We start from the raw sequence: 15,635 nt of genomic DNA on the forward strand, positions 1-15,635 counted from the left end.
CGGTGGAACTGCGATCGGTACCGGTTTGAACGCCCACAGTCGGTACGCACAGCTCGCCTGTGAAGAACTGCGCGCCGTGACCGAGTTACCGCTTGTCACCGCGGCGAATCTGGTGGAGGCGACCCAGGACGTGGGTTCGTTCGTCCAGCTGTCCGGCGTGCTCAAGCGCACCGCGGTCAAACTGTCCAAGATCTGCAACGATCTGCGGCTACTGTCGTCGGGCCCGCGCGCCGGCTTCGGCGAGATCAACCTGCCGCCGGTGCAAGCCGGGTCGAGCATCATGCCCGGCAAGGTCAATCCCGTGGTGCCCGAGGTGGTCAATCAGGTGGCCTTCGAAGTGATCGGCAACGACATCACCATCAGCATCGCGGCCGAAGGCGGCCAGTTGCAGCTCAACGCCTTCGAGCCGATCATCGCGCACAGCCTGTTCGAGTCCGTGACGCACCTGACGGCAGCGTGCGACGTGCTGCGCACGCGGTGCGTGGTCGGCATCACCGCCAACGTCGGCCACATGCGCGAGATGGTCGACCGTTCCATCGGGCTGGTGACCGCCCTGAACCCCTACATCGGTTATGAGGCCGCCACGAGGTTGGCGGCCGAGGCGCTCGAATCCGGTTCCGACGTCGCGTCTCTCGTCCTGGACCGTGGCCTGTTGACCGCCTCCCAGCTCGAGACCATCCTGGCACCCGCGAACCTGACGCAGCCCCTGGCGAGCGAAGAGAACGGCTAGTCGGCGCGGTGGACGGCCTCGCCACCGACCATGGTGAGAACCGTTCGCAGATCACTGATGTCGTCGACGGCGAAGATGTCGCCGTCGAGCAGCACCAGGTCGGCTTGTCGTCCGACCGCGATGCTGCCGGTGCTGTCGTCGCAGTGGTTCGCGAAGGCCGACCCGGCGGTGTATCCGCTCACGGCCGTCCGCAAATCAAGGCCCTCGAGCGCCAGCAAGGGCGTATCGAATACCCCGGCTCCGATGGCATGGGGGTCGGCGCGGGGGCCGGTGCGGTGCACGGCGGTGTGAATCGCCCACAGCGGATTGGGATCGGTGACCGGCCAGTCGCTCCCCATCGCCAGCGTGGCTCCTTCTCGGTGCAAGGAGCCGAACGGAAAGTGCCATGCTTCGCGTTCGGGACCCAGCAGGCCGAGTTTGCGCTCGACGATCTCGGTATCCCGGCGCGCCCACAGGGCCTGGATGTTCGCCACCACACCGAGTGCGGCGAACCGTGGAACATCCTGCGGATCTACGACGTCCAGATGCGCGATCTGATGTCTTCCGTCGAAGTCGGGCTGCGCGAGCCGGGCGCCTTCCAGTGCGTTCAGACACTCGCGTACCGCGCGATCGCCCACCGCGTGCATGTGGATCTGGAACCGCTCGGACGCCAGAGCGGACGTGATCTCCGCGAGGTCGCCGGGCGCGATGAACGACAGCCCGCTGGTCTCTGCCTCGCCCGGCGCGGTGCGATACGGCGCGAGCATCGCCGCCGTGCAGTTCTCACAGATCCCGTCCTGCATGACCTTGACTGTGGTGGCGCGGAAGCGCCCGTGTCCCGATGCCGCCCGTCGGGCCAGGAGGTCGTCGATCTGGTCGAGCCCGCGTTCGGCGCTCCACCACAGTGCGCCAACGACTCTGGCCGTCAGCTCACCCGAGGCGTCGGCCTCGAGATAGGTGGGCAGGATGTCGTCGAGTCCGAACAGCGGAATGCCCACCCCGGCGTCCTGCCACCCGGTGACACCCACCGAATGCAGGTGTCGTTGAGCCTCGAGCAGGGCGCGGTACATGAAATCCGGCGTGACCGAGGGGATGAGATCGGTGACCGGATCCGCAGCCCGCTCGAAGAGCATGCCCGTGGGCGTGCCCTCCGCATCGCGTACGATCCGGCCGCCGGCGGGATCGGCTGTGCTGCGGTCGATTCCGACGATCTCCAGCGCCTTGCTGTTCGCCCAGACGCCGTGCCCGTCGTGGCTGGTGAGCACCACCGGTCGATCGCTGACTACCGCGTCGATGTCACCGCGGACGGGGAAGCCCCCTGGGAATGCGTCGCCGTACCAACCGCCGCCGCTGATGACGGGTTCGTCGGGATGCGTGTGGGCGTAGTCGCCGATGGCGGCGAGGTAGCCCCCGCGGTCGTGGGGGAGTCGGGAGAGGTCGCACCGCAGCGCTTGCATGCCCGCGGCCACGGGATGGACGTGGGCGTCGATGAAGCCGGGAAGCACGCTGGCACCGCGAGCATCGATGATCTCGGTGCCCGGGCCGGTCAACTCCTCGGGCGCACCGTGGCCCACGTAGACGATCACACCGCCGCGGACGGCAACCGTATCGGGTTGGGGGGCAGGGGTGTCGGCGGTGAACACCGAGGCGTTGACGAACAGGGCATCGGCGATCACGCTAAGAGCGCCCGCTGTTCTCGTGTGCGAGGTAGCCGCGCTGGGTGGTGATGTGGTCGGCAAGATGTTTGGCGTCGTGCCAAACTCCCCAGATGAAGCTCGATCCGCGCCGCGAGAGCCATGGCAGCCCAAGGAAGTACACGCCGGGCTCGGACGACACCCCACGCCGGTGCTTCGGCTTGCCGCGCTCGTCCAGCGCATCGACCTTCAGCCAGCTGTAGTCGGTGGCGAAGCCGGTCGCCCAGATGATGGCGGTGACACCCGCGTCGGCGAGGTCGAGTTCGAGGAGAGGGTTGGTGGCGGACTCGGGGACGGGCCCAAGGATGCGCGCCTGCGGGTCTTCTGGGAGATCGAGACCGTTGCGTGCGACATAGGCGTCGGCCGCATCGAGCAGCGACATGTAGTTGGCGTCGCCGTTGGCGATGTTCTCGCTGAGGTCCGGCGCGAAACGCAGGATGCCGTCCTCGAACGTAGCGGTCATGCCGACGAGCTGAATGCCACGACCGGCGAGATCACGGAAGTCGACGGTGTGACCGCCGTGCGCTCCGCTGACGGCGATCGTGACGTGCTCCGCACCCAGGGGAGGAGTCTCGGCGTCCCACAGTCCCAGAACTCCGAGCCACCAGCAGAAGTCGCGTCCGCGATACCGCCGCGGAGGGCGGTCGTGCGGGCCGACGGAGAGGTACACCTGCCGTCCCGCCTGCCGAAGCTCATCCGCGATCTGCACCCCCGACGACCCGGCTCCGACTACCAGGACGGCGCCGTCGGGCAGCTGCCCGGGGTTGCGGTAGCCGCTGGAGTGCATCTGCAGCGGTACTGCGCCTGCGGGAACGATCGGCGGGAAGACGGGGCGCTGGAACGGTCCGGTCGCGGCGACGACGAAGCGTGCGTCGATGACTCCGTCAGACGTCTCGACGCGGAAGCCCGGCCGCCCAACGTGCCTCGTCACCGACGTCACCTCGACCCCGCACCGAATGGGCGCGCCGATCTTCTCGGCGTATGCGACGAAGTAATCCGCGACCTGCTCCTTGGAGGCGAAGGCATCGGGATCGAGGTCGAAGAACTCCAGGTTGGGGAAGCGGTCGTGCCAGGCAGGTCCGTTCGCGACGAGGGAATCCCAGCGCTCCGAGCGCCAGCGCTCGGCGATCCGGTGCCGCTCCAGGACCAGGTGCGGCACCCCGGACGCACCCAGATGCTCGCTCATCGCAAGGCCGGCCTGACCTCCGCCGACGACGAGGACGTCAACCTCTTGGCTCGACATACCTACCTCCGCTCCGACGCGACCCGCCTTGGTCTTGGGTGCGCGTACTCGCTTCGAATCCTGCGTGGGTCGCAGTGCCCCTGTCCAACAGATGTTTCTGAGCTTCTAGTTCTGATTTATTGATGTGGGATACGTGAAGTTCATCTGAAAAATCGATGTTCTGGGCCGGATATTTGCATTTTATGTCTGCGGCCTCACCGCTGATACTGAGGTGATCGCGATCGCCACGAGGCGAGCGCGCGACCCTGATCACACGACGAAGGTCGGTACCGATGAGCACACCCGCACCTCTTCCGGGGCAGGTCGAACGGCGAACCATCGAGCACGTTCCGCTCGACGAACGGCACGGCAAGGCCCGGGATCTGTTCACGGTGTGGTTCGGCTCCAACATCATGCTGCTGACGATCATCACCGGCGCGCTGGCGACGACGGTGTTCGGTCTTCCGCTGTGGGCTGGGGCGACGGCGATCATCCTCGGCAACCTGGTCGGCGGGGTGGTAATGGCACTGCACGCTGCCCAGGGCCCGCAGATGGGTGTCCCGCAGATGCTGCAGACCCGCGCTCAGTTCGGCTCGTACGGAAGTCTTCTCGTCGTCGTTCTGGTCGTGTTCATGTACCTCGGCTTCTTCGCCTCCAATGCGGTACTCGGCGGCCAGGCGTTGGCCAAGGTCACCGGACTGCCCGTCAACTGGGCGATCGTGATCATCGGATTGATCAGCGTCATCGCGACGGTCGTGGGCTATTCGCTGATCCACAAGGTGACGGCGCTGCTGTCCGTCGTCGCAGGCATCACGCTCGTCGTGGCATTCGTCTGGATCATCGCCGTCAACGGCGTCCCCGCGGATACCTGGCACACCGGTGGTTTCAGCTGGGCGGGCTTCATGGCCACGCTGTCGGTGGCCGCGCTGTGGCAGATCGCCTACGCGCCGTACGTTTCCGACTACACCCGCTACATGCCGCGGGACACCGGGCAGCGCGCCGCATTCTGGGGCACCTACACGGGCTGCGTCCTCGGCTCGGTGCTGCCGATGCTGCTGGGCGTTCTGGTCGGTGCGGCGCTGCCCACCGACGACACGCTGGAAGGTCTGTCCACCCTGACCCACGGCGTGTCGACCGGTGTCTTCGCGATCTTCGCCATCGGGATCACTGCGACCAATGCGATGAACCTCTACTGCGGAACCCTGTCCACGATCACCATCGGTCAGAACGTCTTTCCCCGCTGGACGCCGAAGGCGACGAGCCGAGCGGTTACCGCGGTCGTGCTGTTCGCGATCACCCTGGTCCCAGCGCTCGTCAGCGCCGACGACTTCCTGGCGAACTACGCCAACTTCCTGGCGCTGCTGTTGTGCGTGCTGATTCCGTGGACGGCGATCAATCTGGTCGACTACTACGTGCTGCGCCACGGCCATTACGACATCTCGGCGCTGTTCGAGCCCGACGGTGGGCGGTACGGCAGATTCAACTGGGTGGCCATCGGCTGCTACCTCGCCGGCATCCTGGTGCAGATTCCCTTCCTGTCCACCACGCTGTTCACCGGTTTCGCCGCCGCTGCCATGGGCGGGGTGGACATCTCGTGGATCGTCGGGCTCATCGTCATCTGCCCGCTCTACTACGTGCTGATGCGCCAACGGGTACTCGACTCCGCCATTGACGCCGCCGGCGCGCTGAAGTCCACGGAGACGATGGCGTGACCTTGGCCGACTATCTCGTCGTCGGCGGAGGTACTGCGGGATGCATTGTGGCGGCGCGCCTTTCCGAGGACCCCGAGACATGCGTGACGGTGATCGAGCCGGGCCCATCCGACGAGCACGAGCCCCGCGCCCGTGACATCCGTCGCTGGGCGGAGATGTTGGAAGGCGAGTACGACCTCGACTACCGCAGTGTCGCCCAGGAGCGTGGCAACTCGCACATCCGCCAGGCCCGGATGCGCATCCTCGGAGGCTGCTCGACGGCCAACACCATGATTTCGTGGCGCCCACTGCGGGCAGACCTGGACGAATGGGTGGCGCTGGGCGCCACCGGGTGGGACGCGGACACCGTAGGTCCGTGCTTCGACCGCCTCGCCACACCGATCACCCCGGTAGCCGAGCGGGACCGCAACCCGTATGTCGCCGACGTGGTGCAATCTGCACGCCAGGCACTGGATCTGCCGGCACGCACCAACTGGAATTCTGATCCCGACTTCGCCGAAACCGGCGTCGGAGCGGGCTTCTTCGAGATCGGCTATACGCCGGAAGATCATCTGCGTTCCTCCACCTCGGTGCACTCTCTGCACCAGGCGCTGCGCACCAGGCCCAATCTCGTGGTGCGCCATGGCGAGCAAGCGGTGCGCATCTTGGTCGAGGACGGTGCCGCGGTGGGTGTGGTGACCCGCAACCAGGACGGTGAACTGACGGAGGTGCGGGCCCGCCGCGAGGTGGTGGTGTGTTGTGGGGCAATCGATTCGCCGAAGCTGCTGCAACTGTCGGGGATCGGTCCCGCCGGCGTGCTGCGGGATGCCGGAGTGGACGTGCTGGTCGACCTGCCCGGTGTCGGTGAGAATCTGATGGACCACGCCGAGGGGCTCATCGTGTGGGAGACGGACCGTGTCGTTCCCGACACCTGCGCGACGGGATGGGATGCCGGGGCAGCCGTGCGACTGAGCGATCAAGGTCCCGCCCGCCCGGATGTGTTGATGCACTTCCCGGTTGAGGCCGTCGCTGATCATGCGGTCACCTACGGCGCCGTGCTACCGGAGCGCATCGTGTCCATCGCTCCCAACGTGGCCAAGCCGCGCAGCCGCGGTCGGGTGTGGATCACGAGTGACGATCCTTCCCGCCCTCCGTCGATCGACTACCGGTACTTCACCGATCCCGAAGGCCGCGACGAAGCGACGCTCGTCGCAGGAATCCGGCTCGCTCGACGCGTTGCAGCGCAGACGCCCATGTCGGAATGGATTGTCCGCGAGGTCTTTCCAGGACCGGAGCTCGAGTCAGACGAAGAACTGTCGGAGGCACTGCGGGCCACCCACCAAACCGTGTACCACGTGTCGGGCACGTGCAGAATGGGTGGTGACGACGATCCGATGGCCGTGTGTGATCCCAGCTTGCGGGTTCGCGGCATCACGGGTCTGCGCGTGGTGGACGCTTCGGTGTTTCCGACCATCCCGTCGGTGAATCCCGTGGGCACCGTCATGGCGTTGGCCGAGCGAGCCAGCGACCTACTGATTACCGGCGCACGGGAATAGCACTTGGGGCCCAGAGCGCCCCAGCGTCGTGCTCGGCGGCGGCCACGGCGGCGGTGAGATCCAGGGCCGCCACGAGCAGATACGCCTCGTTCCCGTTTCCGTCCCACCTGGGTGCCTCAGCGGTCACCGCGCCGTCGGGGGCGATGATCCGGCTGCAGCCCAACAGAGCGTTCGGCCCTTCGCCACCGCTCTGGTTGGCCATCAACCACCACTGACCGTTGGCCAGGGCATTGGCGGGATACAGGATGTCCCACCATGACTCCGTTGCGGTCTCGTAGGCGGACACCGAGATGACCACGCGTGCACCGAGATCGTGCAGTGCCCTGGCGTATTCGGGATGGTCACCGTCGAAGCAGATACTGAGCCCGACGGTCCCGATGCCGTCGACGTCCACCACGGTCGGTTCCGAGCCGGCCGTGAACACGTCATCCTCGGCCAGCGGTGTGTAGAGGTGCACCTTGCGGTGTCGCGCCCGAAGGCTGCCATCCGGTCCGTAGACGACGGCCGTGTTGAAGAGCCGGCCGTCCCGATCGATCTCGGGCACGGACCCCGCGAAGAGCCAGACACCGTATTGCGAGGCGGCCGCTGCGAGCTCACGGCCGCGTTCTCCATCGAGTGGCTCGGCGGCGACGCCCGCGTCATCGGCCAGCGACGCCGCGTCGTATCCGGATGCCCATAGTTCGGGGAGCACGATGAGTTCGCAGCCTCGCGCGGCCAGCGACCCGATGTGGGTCAGCGCGGTGTCCAGGTTTCGCCGAGGCTCGCCGCAGATGGCGTGCCACTGCGCGATGCCGACGGTTGTCGTGCTCATGACGGCGCCTCTCAACCCATGGATTCCGTGCTGCCCCCGCCATCGTGGGTGGTCGGCAGAGGCGGCGTCAAGCACAATGTTCCGATCTACGGCATCTCGAAATCGTATGGGCCGCAGCTATCCGCTGACCGGCCTCGAGGGCGTGAACTGGATCGGTGCGCGATGGGGAAGCATCCTGGTATGTGCGCCGGCCTCGGCGAGGCCTTTGGCCAGGTGGTCGGTGACCGCGGCGGCGGTGAGGCTGCCCTTGAACTTGTCGGGGGCGATCAGGACTCTCATGGGGTGGTCGCTACTCTGGGCTGGGCGAGGTCCGGTTGGATCCGTGAGTCCCGTTGGCGGCGACGGGTTCTGAACCTGCCATCGTCACGGGGGCGGATGCGCCTGCCATCGCCAGCTGCGCGCCACTGTCGGCGCGGACGAGGTCATGACTTGACGGGTCGTACGGGTTCACCTCGGTGTCCTCGCTGGGATCGAACAGCGGCTCGACGTCGTCGCCGGCGAACACGGCCCGGGCGCGAACCACGTCCAGCTCGTTGTTCCACTTCGCGACGAACAGGGTGGCCACCGCGTTACCGATGAAGTTGACCAGCGCCCGGCACTCGGACATGAACTTGTCGATACCGAAGATCAACATGATGCCCACTACCGGGATGTGCCCGATTGTGCTCAACGTGGCTGTGAGAGCGATGAATCCGCCACCGGCGACGCCGGCTGCGCCTTTGGAGGTCAGCAGCATTACTGCGAGCAGTCCGATCTGCTGACCGACCGTGAGATTGGTGTTGGTGGCCTGTGCGATGTACAGCGCGGCCAGCGATAGGTAGATCGCCGCGCCGTCGAGGTTGAAGCTGTATCCGGTCGGGACCACCAGGCCGACGGTGGGTTTGCTGACGCCGGCGTACTCCATCTTGCGCATCAAGCCGGGCAGTGCAGGCTCGGCGGTCGAGGTGCCCAGGATCAGCAGCAACTCCTCGCGGAGGTACTTGAGCATGTGCCAGATGTTGAGGCGCAGGTATGCCATGACCGAACCGAGCACGACGAAGACGAACAGCGCAGACGTCACATAGAACAGCGCGATGAGCGATCCAAGGCTGGTGAGCGTGGATACTCCGTACTCGCCGATCGCGTAGGCCATCGCGCCGAAGGCGCCCAGCGGGGCGAGCTTCATGACGTAGTTCAGGATTTTGAAGATGATCTGGGTGAGCCGGTTGATCATGTCAAGGACGGGCCCGCCGATGTGACCGACGGCGTTGAGTGCGATGCCGAAAAGCACTGCCATGAAGATGATCTGCAGGATGTCACCCTCGACGAACGGGGCGGCCACGCTGTTTGGCACGATGCCAGTGACGTACTCCCACCAATGATTGTTTTCACCAGTGGCGATCAACTTGGCCGCGGAATCGCTGGTCTCGATGGTGCCGGGGTCGGCGTTCACGCCGTCACCGGCGCGGAAGACATTGATCGCCACCAGGCCGAAGAGCATCGCGAGGATTGTGCCGACCTGGAAGTAGCCAAGCGCCTTGAGGCCTGTCACCCCGACCTTCTTGAGGTCGGCAACGCTGGCGATCCCGCCCACGATGGTCAGGAAGACGATGGGTCCGATCAGCATCTTCATCGCGGTGACGAAGGTGGTCCCGATCGGCTCCATCGCCACTCCCGCCGACGGCGCGAGCCAGCCGAGCAGGACGCCGATGATGATTGCTAGCAGTACCCAGAAGTAGAGCTGCTTGTACCAGCGCTTCTTCTCGTGATTGGGCCGGTAGGCCCCCTCGGTGCTGGTGGTTGATGTGTGTGTGTCCATGACGTCACCTCTATGTGGGCGTGTGGATTGTGTCTAGCAGGGCGGTCAGGCAGACGCGGGTGCGAGCACCACCGATAGCGCGGTGACGATGGCGTCGGTGACCTCGTCGGTGTTGGACGTTCCGCCGATGTCGCGGGTGAGAACGCCGCTGGCGGTGGCGGTTTCGATTGCTGTCTCGACGCGGCGGGCCTCGTTGTGCAGCCCGAAGTGATCCAGCATCAGCGCGGCGCTGGCGATCGCGCCGACCGGGTTGGCGATCCCCTCACCGGCGATGTCGGGGGCCGATCCGTGCACCGGCTCGAACATGCTCGGAAAGCGCCGTTCCGGGTTCAGGTTGGCGCTCGCCGCGATGCCCAGGCTGCCAGCCAACGCAGAACCCAGATCCGAGAGGATGTCGGCGTTGAGGTTGGAGGCCACGACGACCGACAGTTCTTCGGGATGCAATACGAACTTCGCGCTCATCGCGTCGACGAGCACGCTTTCGGTGTCGACGTCGGGGTAATCTAGCGCGACCCGCTTGAAGACGTCGTCCCACAGCACCATCCCGTACTGCTGGGCATTGGACTTGGTGACGCTGGAGACCTTTTTCACCGCACGGGTGCGGGCCAACTCGAATGCGAAACGCATGATGCGTTCGCAACCCTTGTCGGTGAACAGCGCCGTCTGCAGGGCGATTTCGTTGCCCGGTCCGCGTCCGCTGAGATTGCGCCCACCCAGGCCGGCGTACTCGCCTTCGCTGTTCTCGCGGACGACGACCCAGTCGAGGTCGGTGTCGTCGGCCTTGCGCAGCGGGGAGACGATGCCCGGCAGGAACTTCACCGGCCGGACGTTGGCCCACTGGTCGAAGTTCTGGGTGATGTTGAGGCGCAGGCCCCACAGGCTGACGTGGTCGGGCACGTTGCGCCAACCGACTGCGCCGAAGTAGATGGCGTCGAAGGCCTTTAGCGTCTCCAATCCATCGTCGGCCATCATCGTGCCCGTCTGCTCGTAGTATTCGCAGCCCCAGGGAAGTTCCTCCCAATCAAAGGCGAACCTGCCGTCGGACTGCGAGGCCAGCGTGTCGAGCACTCGGCGTCCGGCGGCCACGACTTCCTTGCCGACACCGTCGGCGGGAATCGCGGCGATCTTGAAGGTCTGCTCTGGGGCGAGCGATGCGACGGGGGAATTGGCTGCCATGCTGGTCTCGTCTCGTCTTCGGTGGTGTGGATCACAATTGGTGATGACCCCATTAGCCGTCCCACCGATTGATTCGTCTAAGACCAGAAGTTGATACGCCGTATAGGCTGAGCCTATTTACGCAGGTGAAGGGCCGGCATGGATATCAGGCAGCTCAAGTTCTTTCTCGCGGTGGTGGATCACAAGGGGATCAGCCGGGCCGCCGAGCACCTCAGGGTGGCCCAGCCGTCGCTGTCGCAGGCGATCGCCACATTTGAGCGTGAGCTGGGTATGCCGCTGTTTCATCGCATCGGCCGTGGCGTCGTCTTAAGTGAGGCCGGGTCAGCTCTCGTAGGGCCAGCCCGGGTGGTGTTGCGCGACCTCGACGAGGCCACGGCGATCATGCGAGAACTCAAAGGTCTTCGGGGCGGACGGATCGACCTGGTGACGATGCCCTCGCCGGGCATGGAGCCGTTGACCACGATCCTCACTGCGTTCACCCGAGCCCATCCTGAGGTGACGGTGAACGCGGAAGCGGCATTCACCCCGGAAGAAGTGCTCGCCCTGGTCCGGTCCGGTGCCGCCGAGATCGGCGTCCTGGGCTCCGCTGAACCCACGCAGGCGGCCGACCTCGACGTGATACCGCTAGAGCGCCAAGCCTTGGTGCTCATTTCCGGCCCCGACGATCCAGGAACCAGCGACCCCACCATCTCGCGCACCGGCCTCACCGGATGCAGACTGATTGTGTCTCAACGAGGTTCACAGATGCGGGCTCTCGTGGACGATGTCCTCGCCAGTGGCATCGACGTCAGCATCGTGGCCGAGATCGCTCACCGCACATCGATTCTGCCGATGGTCCTCAAGGGCCTTGGCCGCGCTGTCATGCCTTCCTCGTGGAGCGAGTCGGCCCGCCGCTCCGGAGCCCGGGTGCAAACGATCACACCCGAGTCATATCTACACGTCGCCGCGGTAAGCCGACGCGTGCATCTCACGACACCTGCGACCGCGCTGATGGTCGAAGCTCGCGCCTACGCCGCTCGGGAGCCGGACTGAGAGTCCCAAGAACGCTGCAGGCCCGACCTCTCGTGGGCTGGGTCCACGCAGCCGGCGCGGATCTGGTCGGGGCGGTGCGTGAGCGTCGACGACCCTGCGCATCATTGATCTTCCCGAGATCACGTCAGTAGCCACCAAGCCGCTTGTCTTCGATGCGGTCCGAGATGCGTGGTGGCACGCTACGTTTGCGCTCCCGACGGTGTGCTCGGCGGCGGTCTCGAACCACATATTCGTCGACATGGCGGTGTTTATCTGGTGGCGCGAACCCGGTCCGCGTGTCAGGTCAGGCCGTGCACGGCGAAGTACGCCGACGCGCGGGCGGCGGTCAGGTCGGGGTCGGTGAACAGGCCGATGGCGTCGCCGGCGCGGACCAGCTCCGCCAGATGTTGCAAGCTTCGCCCGGTTTCGAAGCCACCGATCATGCGGAAGTGGTCTTGTCGGCCGTTGAGATACGCCAGCCACGCGATGCCGACCTTGTAGTACTGCGTCGGCGCGGCGAACACCAGGCGGCTCAGCGCCTCGGTGGGACCGAGGATGGCTCGGAATCCCGGCTCGTCACCCTCGTCGAGTCGAGCGAATGCCGCAGAGGCGAAGGGAGCGATGGCCGCGAAGGCGCCGAGCAGGGCGTCGCTGGAACGGATTCCGTCGCCGGCGATCAGGTCGACGTAGTTGTAGTCGTCACCGGTGAAGACACGTGCAGGCTCCGGGAGGCGATCGCGGAGCTCGATCTCCAGTGCGGGATCGAGCAACGACATCTTGATCCCGCGCACGCTTGCGAGGTGGTTGGTGATGATCCGAATGACGGGTTCCATCGCGGCCCTGGGTTCGGTGAAACCCCAGTAACCGGTCAGCGCCGGGTCGAACATCGCACCGAGCCAATGCAATACGACAGGCCGGGTCGCCGATGCCAGCACCGCGTCGTAGACCGCGAGGTAGTCGTCGGGTCCGGTTGCGGCGCGGGCAAGGTCGCGACTGGCCATGAGAACGACCTCGCCGCCGGCGGATTCGATGGCATCGATCTGTTCGATGTACGCGTCACGGATCTCGTGCAGGGATGGCGTCGGCGTGCTCAGTTGGTCGGTGCCGACCCCGACCACGACCCGGCCGCCAACGGACCGTGCCTCGCGGAGCGTGCGTAGCGCCAGTTCCTTGGCCGCAGCCCAGTCCAGGCCCATGCCGCGTTGGGCGGTGTCCATCGATTCTGCGACACCCAGCCCCAGCGACCAGAGGTCGTGGCGCAGCCGCAGGGTGGCGTCCCAGTCGATGGCGTCGCCGTGGTCGGCGGTTGATGCACGCAGCGGGTCGGCGACGACGTGCGCTGCCGCGTAGACCGCCCGGCTCGTCGGTGGCGTGGAGCGCGCCGCGAGGCGGGCGGGCTGGTTGAGCAGCAACCGGTTGGTGGAGTGATCGGCCGCTGGAAGAAGCAGGGAAACCATGGCTGTCGTCCTTCAGCGGGCGTCGAGTCCACCGTCGGCCAGGATGGTCTGGCCGGTGATGAAGCTGGCGGAATCGCTGACCAGGAAGGACAGCAGGGCGGCGATCTCTTCGGGTTCGCCAGCACGGCCGAGCAGGTTGGAGCGGACTTCCTTGCGGACCTCGTCTGACCAGGTCTCGGCCATGTCGGTCATGACGAATCCCGGGGCGACGGCGTTCACGGTGATCGACGGTGCCAGGGCCTTGGCGAACGAGACGGTTACGTTCTCCAATGCGGCCTTGGCTGCCGAGTAGCCGGTCACTTCGGGGCTGGCGAGGTTGTCGCGTCCGCGGATGGACGACACGGTCACGATGCGGCCGCCGCCCTTGGCCAGCATCAGGGGCGCCACCGAGCGGATGAAGTTGACCGGCGCCAAGACGTTGGCGCGGTACTCGTCGAGCCAGACATCGGTGTCGCCGGTCATGGCGTCAGTGGCGGCGACGGCACCAAGCGTGCAGATCAGGGCGTCGGGGATGTACCCCTGGTCCTTGACCTCGTCGATCATCGCTTGTACGGCGCCGGCGTCCTGCCCGTCGCAGCTGAAGGCGGGTGCCCCAAGGTCGGCCGAGAGTTTCTTCAGGCCTTCGGATTCGGTGCGGCCGTGCAGGATGACCTGCGATCCGGCTGCCGCTTCGAGTCGTGCGGTGGCGGCGCCGATTCCGCGGGACGATCCGGCGATCAATACGGTCCTGGCCATCTACTGACTCCTTCTGACGGTGGTGGGGATGGTTTCGCCGGCCTCGGCGAGGTAGGCACCGGCCAACGAGTCGACGAGAGCCGAGAGACCGGTCGTGCTGGGTTGTACGAGTGCTTGTTTGAGGACGGCTTGGGCGATGGGTGTGGTGTGCAGCAGGTCCTCGACGAGCTGTGAAACGCAGGTGTCGATGCCCTCGGTCTTGGCGACGAAGTCGACGATGCCGAGCCGCAGTGCATCGTCGGCGGTTAGTGTGCGACCAGTTAGCGCGAGGATCCGCGCGGCGGCGGGTCCCGCGATGCCGAGGACACGGCTGAGCCCGGACCATCCTGGGGTGGTGCCCAGCGTCGCCTCGGGCAGCCCCACCCCGATGCCGTGTGCCGCAACGCGGAAGTCGCAGTGCAAGGCCAACTCAAGGCCGCCGCCGAAGGCGCTGCCGGACATCGCGGCGATGGTGGTCTGCGGCAGAGCTGCCAGTGCTCCGAACACCCGCTGGCCCAACCGGCTCCAGCGTCCGCGGATGGCTTCGCTGGACAGGCCGCCGAACTCGGTGGTGTCCGCACCGGCGCAGAAGACGGTGCCTGCGCCTTCGACGATGACGACGCGGATCCCTTGGGTGTCGGCGACAGTCGTCAGCCGGTCGTCGAGCTGGGTGAGCATGTGGGTGCTCAAGGCGTTGCGCTTGTTTGGTCGGTCCAACACGATACGCGCCAGCGGACCCGCGAGCTCGAGACGTACCTGCCCGCCGGCGTCGCCGCTCATCGGGGTGGAGAGGTGTTGCGCTGCAGGCTGGTCCAGCGGCGCTCGGTGAGCAGGTCGATGTTGGCGCGGCCGCCAAGGTCGTCGCCCAGTCCGGAGGCAGCGGTGCCGCCGAACGGAACCTGTGACTCGTGCATGGCCGAGCCGTCATTGACGTGGACCATCCCGGAGCGGATCCGGTCGGCGACGGCCCACGCATTGTCGAGGTCGCGGCCGAACACTGCCGTCGACAGCCCGAACCGGGTGCCGTTGACGATTTCGATGGCCTCCTCGACGGTGTCGACAACGGTGATCGGCGCGACGGGGGCGAACACCTCCTCGTCGTGCAACGGCATGCCGGGAGAGACGTCGGTGACCACCGTCGGGCGCAGGAAGACACCGTCGGCGGTACCGCCCTCGACGACGCGAGCGCCCAGTTCGACACTGCGGGACACCATTTCGAGCGCACGCTCGGCCTGGCGTTCGGACAGCATCGGTCCGAGGTCTACATCGCCAAGGAAGGGATCCCCGACGGTGAGCGCGTTGGCGCGTTCGACGAGCTTGGCCACATAGGCCTCGGCGACGTCGGCCAGCACGATGTGTCGACCGGTGGCGATGCAGACCTGACCCTGATGCCCGAACGAGGACGTGGCACCGCACTCCGCGGCGAGATCCAGGTCGGCATCGGAGAGCACGATGCTCGCGTTGTTGCCGCCCAATTCCAAGGCGACCCGTTTGAGTAGGGGAGCGGCGGCGACGTTGATGCGAATGCCGGTCGGCTCGGATCCGGTGAAGTGGATCATGTCGACGTGCGGGTGATTCACCAGCGCCGGTCCGGCTTCGGCACCCGGCAACACCTGCACCACACCGGCGGGCAGCCCTGCCTCGGCGAGGATCTCGGCGATCATGAGCCCGCCGACGAACGGTGTCTCCGGCGCGGGTTTGAGCGCCACTGCGTTGCCAAGGGCGATCGCCGGTGCGAGCACGCGCAGGGCGATGTGCAGCGGTGCGTTCCATGCGGTGATGAGGCCGACGACGCC

The 15,635-nt window shown here is 66.2% G+C and carries 13 protein-coding genes and 1 pseudogene; 4 read left to right on the forward strand and 10 right to left on the reverse strand.

The window, feature by feature from the left end; genetic code table 11:
• Positions 1–730: lyase family protein (locus tag ACRDUX_RS08725; RefSeq protein WP_526412959.1), on the forward strand; the 730-nt coding region annotated here is incomplete at its 5' end.
• Here ACRDUX_RS08725 and ACRDUX_RS08730 read toward each other — a convergent pair.
• Positions 727–2,385 (reverse strand): amidohydrolase, encoded by a 1,659-nt coding sequence (locus ACRDUX_RS08730; RefSeq protein WP_526412961.1) that lies wholly within the window; start codon positions 2,383–2,385, stop codon positions 727–729. The two genes, ACRDUX_RS08725 and ACRDUX_RS08730, sit on opposite strands and share 4 nt — an antisense overlap.
• 1 nt (position 2,386) lies before the next feature.
• Positions 2,387–3,646 (reverse strand): flavin-containing monooxygenase, encoded by a 1,260-nt coding sequence (locus ACRDUX_RS08735; protein WP_526412963.1) that lies wholly within the window; start codon positions 3,644–3,646, stop codon positions 2,387–2,389.
• Between the two features lie 272 nt (positions 3,647–3,918).
• On the opposite strand from ACRDUX_RS08735, the gene ACRDUX_RS08740 reads away from it, so the two are divergent.
• Together ACRDUX_RS08740 and ACRDUX_RS08745 are read left to right on the forward strand one after the other, a co-directional pair.
• Positions 3,919–5,337, forward strand: a complete 1,419-nt coding sequence (locus ACRDUX_RS08740; RefSeq protein ID WP_526412965.1) for a purine-cytosine permease family protein — start codon at positions 3,919–3,921, stop codon at positions 5,335–5,337.
• Positions 5,334–6,872 (forward strand): GMC family oxidoreductase, encoded by a 1,539-nt coding sequence (locus tag ACRDUX_RS08745; protein WP_526412967.1) that lies wholly within the window; start codon positions 5,334–5,336, stop codon positions 6,870–6,872. Before ACRDUX_RS08740 ends, ACRDUX_RS08745 begins: the two co-directional genes overlap by 4 nt.
• On the opposite strand, the gene ACRDUX_RS08750 is transcribed toward ACRDUX_RS08745, so the two are convergent.
• From ACRDUX_RS08750 to ACRDUX_RS08765, 4 genes and pseudogenes are all read right to left on the reverse strand, one after another.
• Complete coding sequence (locus tag ACRDUX_RS08750) at positions 6,853–7,683, reverse strand: carbon-nitrogen hydrolase family protein (protein ID WP_526412969.1); 831 nt, start codon at positions 7,681–7,683, stop codon at positions 6,853–6,855. The genes ACRDUX_RS08745 and ACRDUX_RS08750 overlap by 20 nt on opposite strands.
• A gap of 165 nt (positions 7,684–7,848) precedes the next feature.
• Positions 7,849–7,962: pseudogene (locus tag ACRDUX_RS08755) on the reverse strand (glycerate kinase); the annotation flags it as partial.
• A 10-nt stretch (positions 7,963–7,972) separates the two neighbouring features.
• Positions 7,973–9,481 (reverse strand): dicarboxylate/amino acid:cation symporter, encoded by a 1,509-nt coding sequence (locus ACRDUX_RS08760; RefSeq protein ID WP_526412971.1) that lies wholly within the window; start codon positions 9,479–9,481, stop codon positions 7,973–7,975.
• A gap of 45 nt (positions 9,482–9,526) precedes the next feature.
• Positions 9,527–10,657, reverse strand: coding sequence for a tartrate dehydrogenase (locus ACRDUX_RS08765; protein ID WP_526412973.1), 1,131 nt, complete (start codon positions 10,655–10,657; stop codon positions 9,527–9,529).
• A gap of 138 nt (positions 10,658–10,795) precedes the next feature.
• Between ACRDUX_RS08765 and ACRDUX_RS08770 the strand changes: the two genes are divergently transcribed.
• Positions 10,796–11,689 (forward strand): LysR family transcriptional regulator, encoded by an 894-nt coding sequence (locus tag ACRDUX_RS08770; RefSeq protein ID WP_526412975.1) that lies wholly within the window; start codon positions 10,796–10,798, stop codon positions 11,687–11,689.
• 278 nt (positions 11,690–11,967) lie between these two features.
• Here ACRDUX_RS08770 and ACRDUX_RS08775 read toward each other — a convergent pair whose 3' ends face one another.
• From ACRDUX_RS08775 to ACRDUX_RS08790, 4 genes are all read right to left on the reverse strand, one after another.
• A complete protein-coding gene (locus ACRDUX_RS08775; protein WP_526412977.1) occupies positions 11,968–13,125 on the reverse strand; it encodes a DUF993 family protein in 1,158 nt (385 codons plus the stop codon).
• A 12-nt stretch (positions 13,126–13,137) separates the two neighbouring features.
• On the reverse strand, positions 13,138–13,860 hold the full coding sequence (locus ACRDUX_RS08780; RefSeq protein ID WP_526412979.1) for an SDR family NAD(P)-dependent oxidoreductase: 723 nt from the start codon (positions 13,858–13,860) through the stop codon (positions 13,138–13,140).
• Positions 13,861–14,619: an enoyl-CoA hydratase/isomerase family protein gene (locus ACRDUX_RS08785; protein WP_526412981.1), complete on the reverse strand. Its 759-nt coding sequence runs from the start codon at positions 14,617–14,619 to the stop codon at positions 13,861–13,863. It lies immediately after the preceding gene.
• On the reverse strand, positions 14,616–15,635 hold a 1,020-nt coding region (locus ACRDUX_RS08790), incomplete at its 5' end, for an aldehyde dehydrogenase family protein (RefSeq protein WP_526412983.1). The genes ACRDUX_RS08790 and ACRDUX_RS08785, both read right to left, overlap by 4 nt.

The sequence above is a fragment of the Mycobacterium sp. genome (assembly GCF_050701675.1).
Classification (GTDB): Bacteria; Actinomycetota; Actinomycetes; order Mycobacteriales; family Mycobacteriaceae; genus Mycobacterium.

Bases quoted from the DNA above. Each gene is read 5' to 3' on its own strand.
- ACRDUX_RS08735 (WP_526412963.1), bottom strand. From the start codon at position 3,646: ATGTCGAGCCAAGAGGTTGACGTCCTCGTCGTCGGCGGAGGTCAGGCC.
- ACRDUX_RS08740 (WP_526412965.1), top strand. From the start codon at position 3,919: ATGAGCACACCCGCACCTCTTCCGGGGCAGGTCGAACGGCGAACCATC.
- ACRDUX_RS08750 (WP_526412969.1), bottom strand. From the start codon at position 7,683: ATGAGCACGACAACCGTCGGCATCGCGCAGTGGCACGCCATCTGCGGC.
- ACRDUX_RS08760 (WP_526412971.1), bottom strand. From the start codon at position 9,481: ATGGACACACACACATCAACCACCAGCACCGAGGGGGCCTACCGGCCC.
- ACRDUX_RS08765 (WP_526412973.1), bottom strand. From the start codon at position 10,657: ATGGCAGCCAATTCCCCCGTCGCATCGCTCGCCCCAGAGCAGACCTTC.
- ACRDUX_RS08770 (WP_526412975.1), top strand. From the start codon at position 10,796: ATGGATATCAGGCAGCTCAAGTTCTTTCTCGCGGTGGTGGATCACAAG.
- ACRDUX_RS08775 (WP_526412977.1), bottom strand. From the start codon at position 13,125: ATGGTTTCCCTGCTTCTTCCAGCGGCCGATCACTCCACCAACCGGTTG.
- ACRDUX_RS08780 (WP_526412979.1), bottom strand. From the start codon at position 13,860: ATGGCCAGGACCGTATTGATCGCCGGATCGTCCCGCGGAATCGGCGCC.
- ACRDUX_RS08785 (WP_526412981.1), bottom strand. From the start codon at position 14,619: ATGAGCGGCGACGCCGGCGGGCAGGTACGTCTCGAGCTCGCGGGTCCG.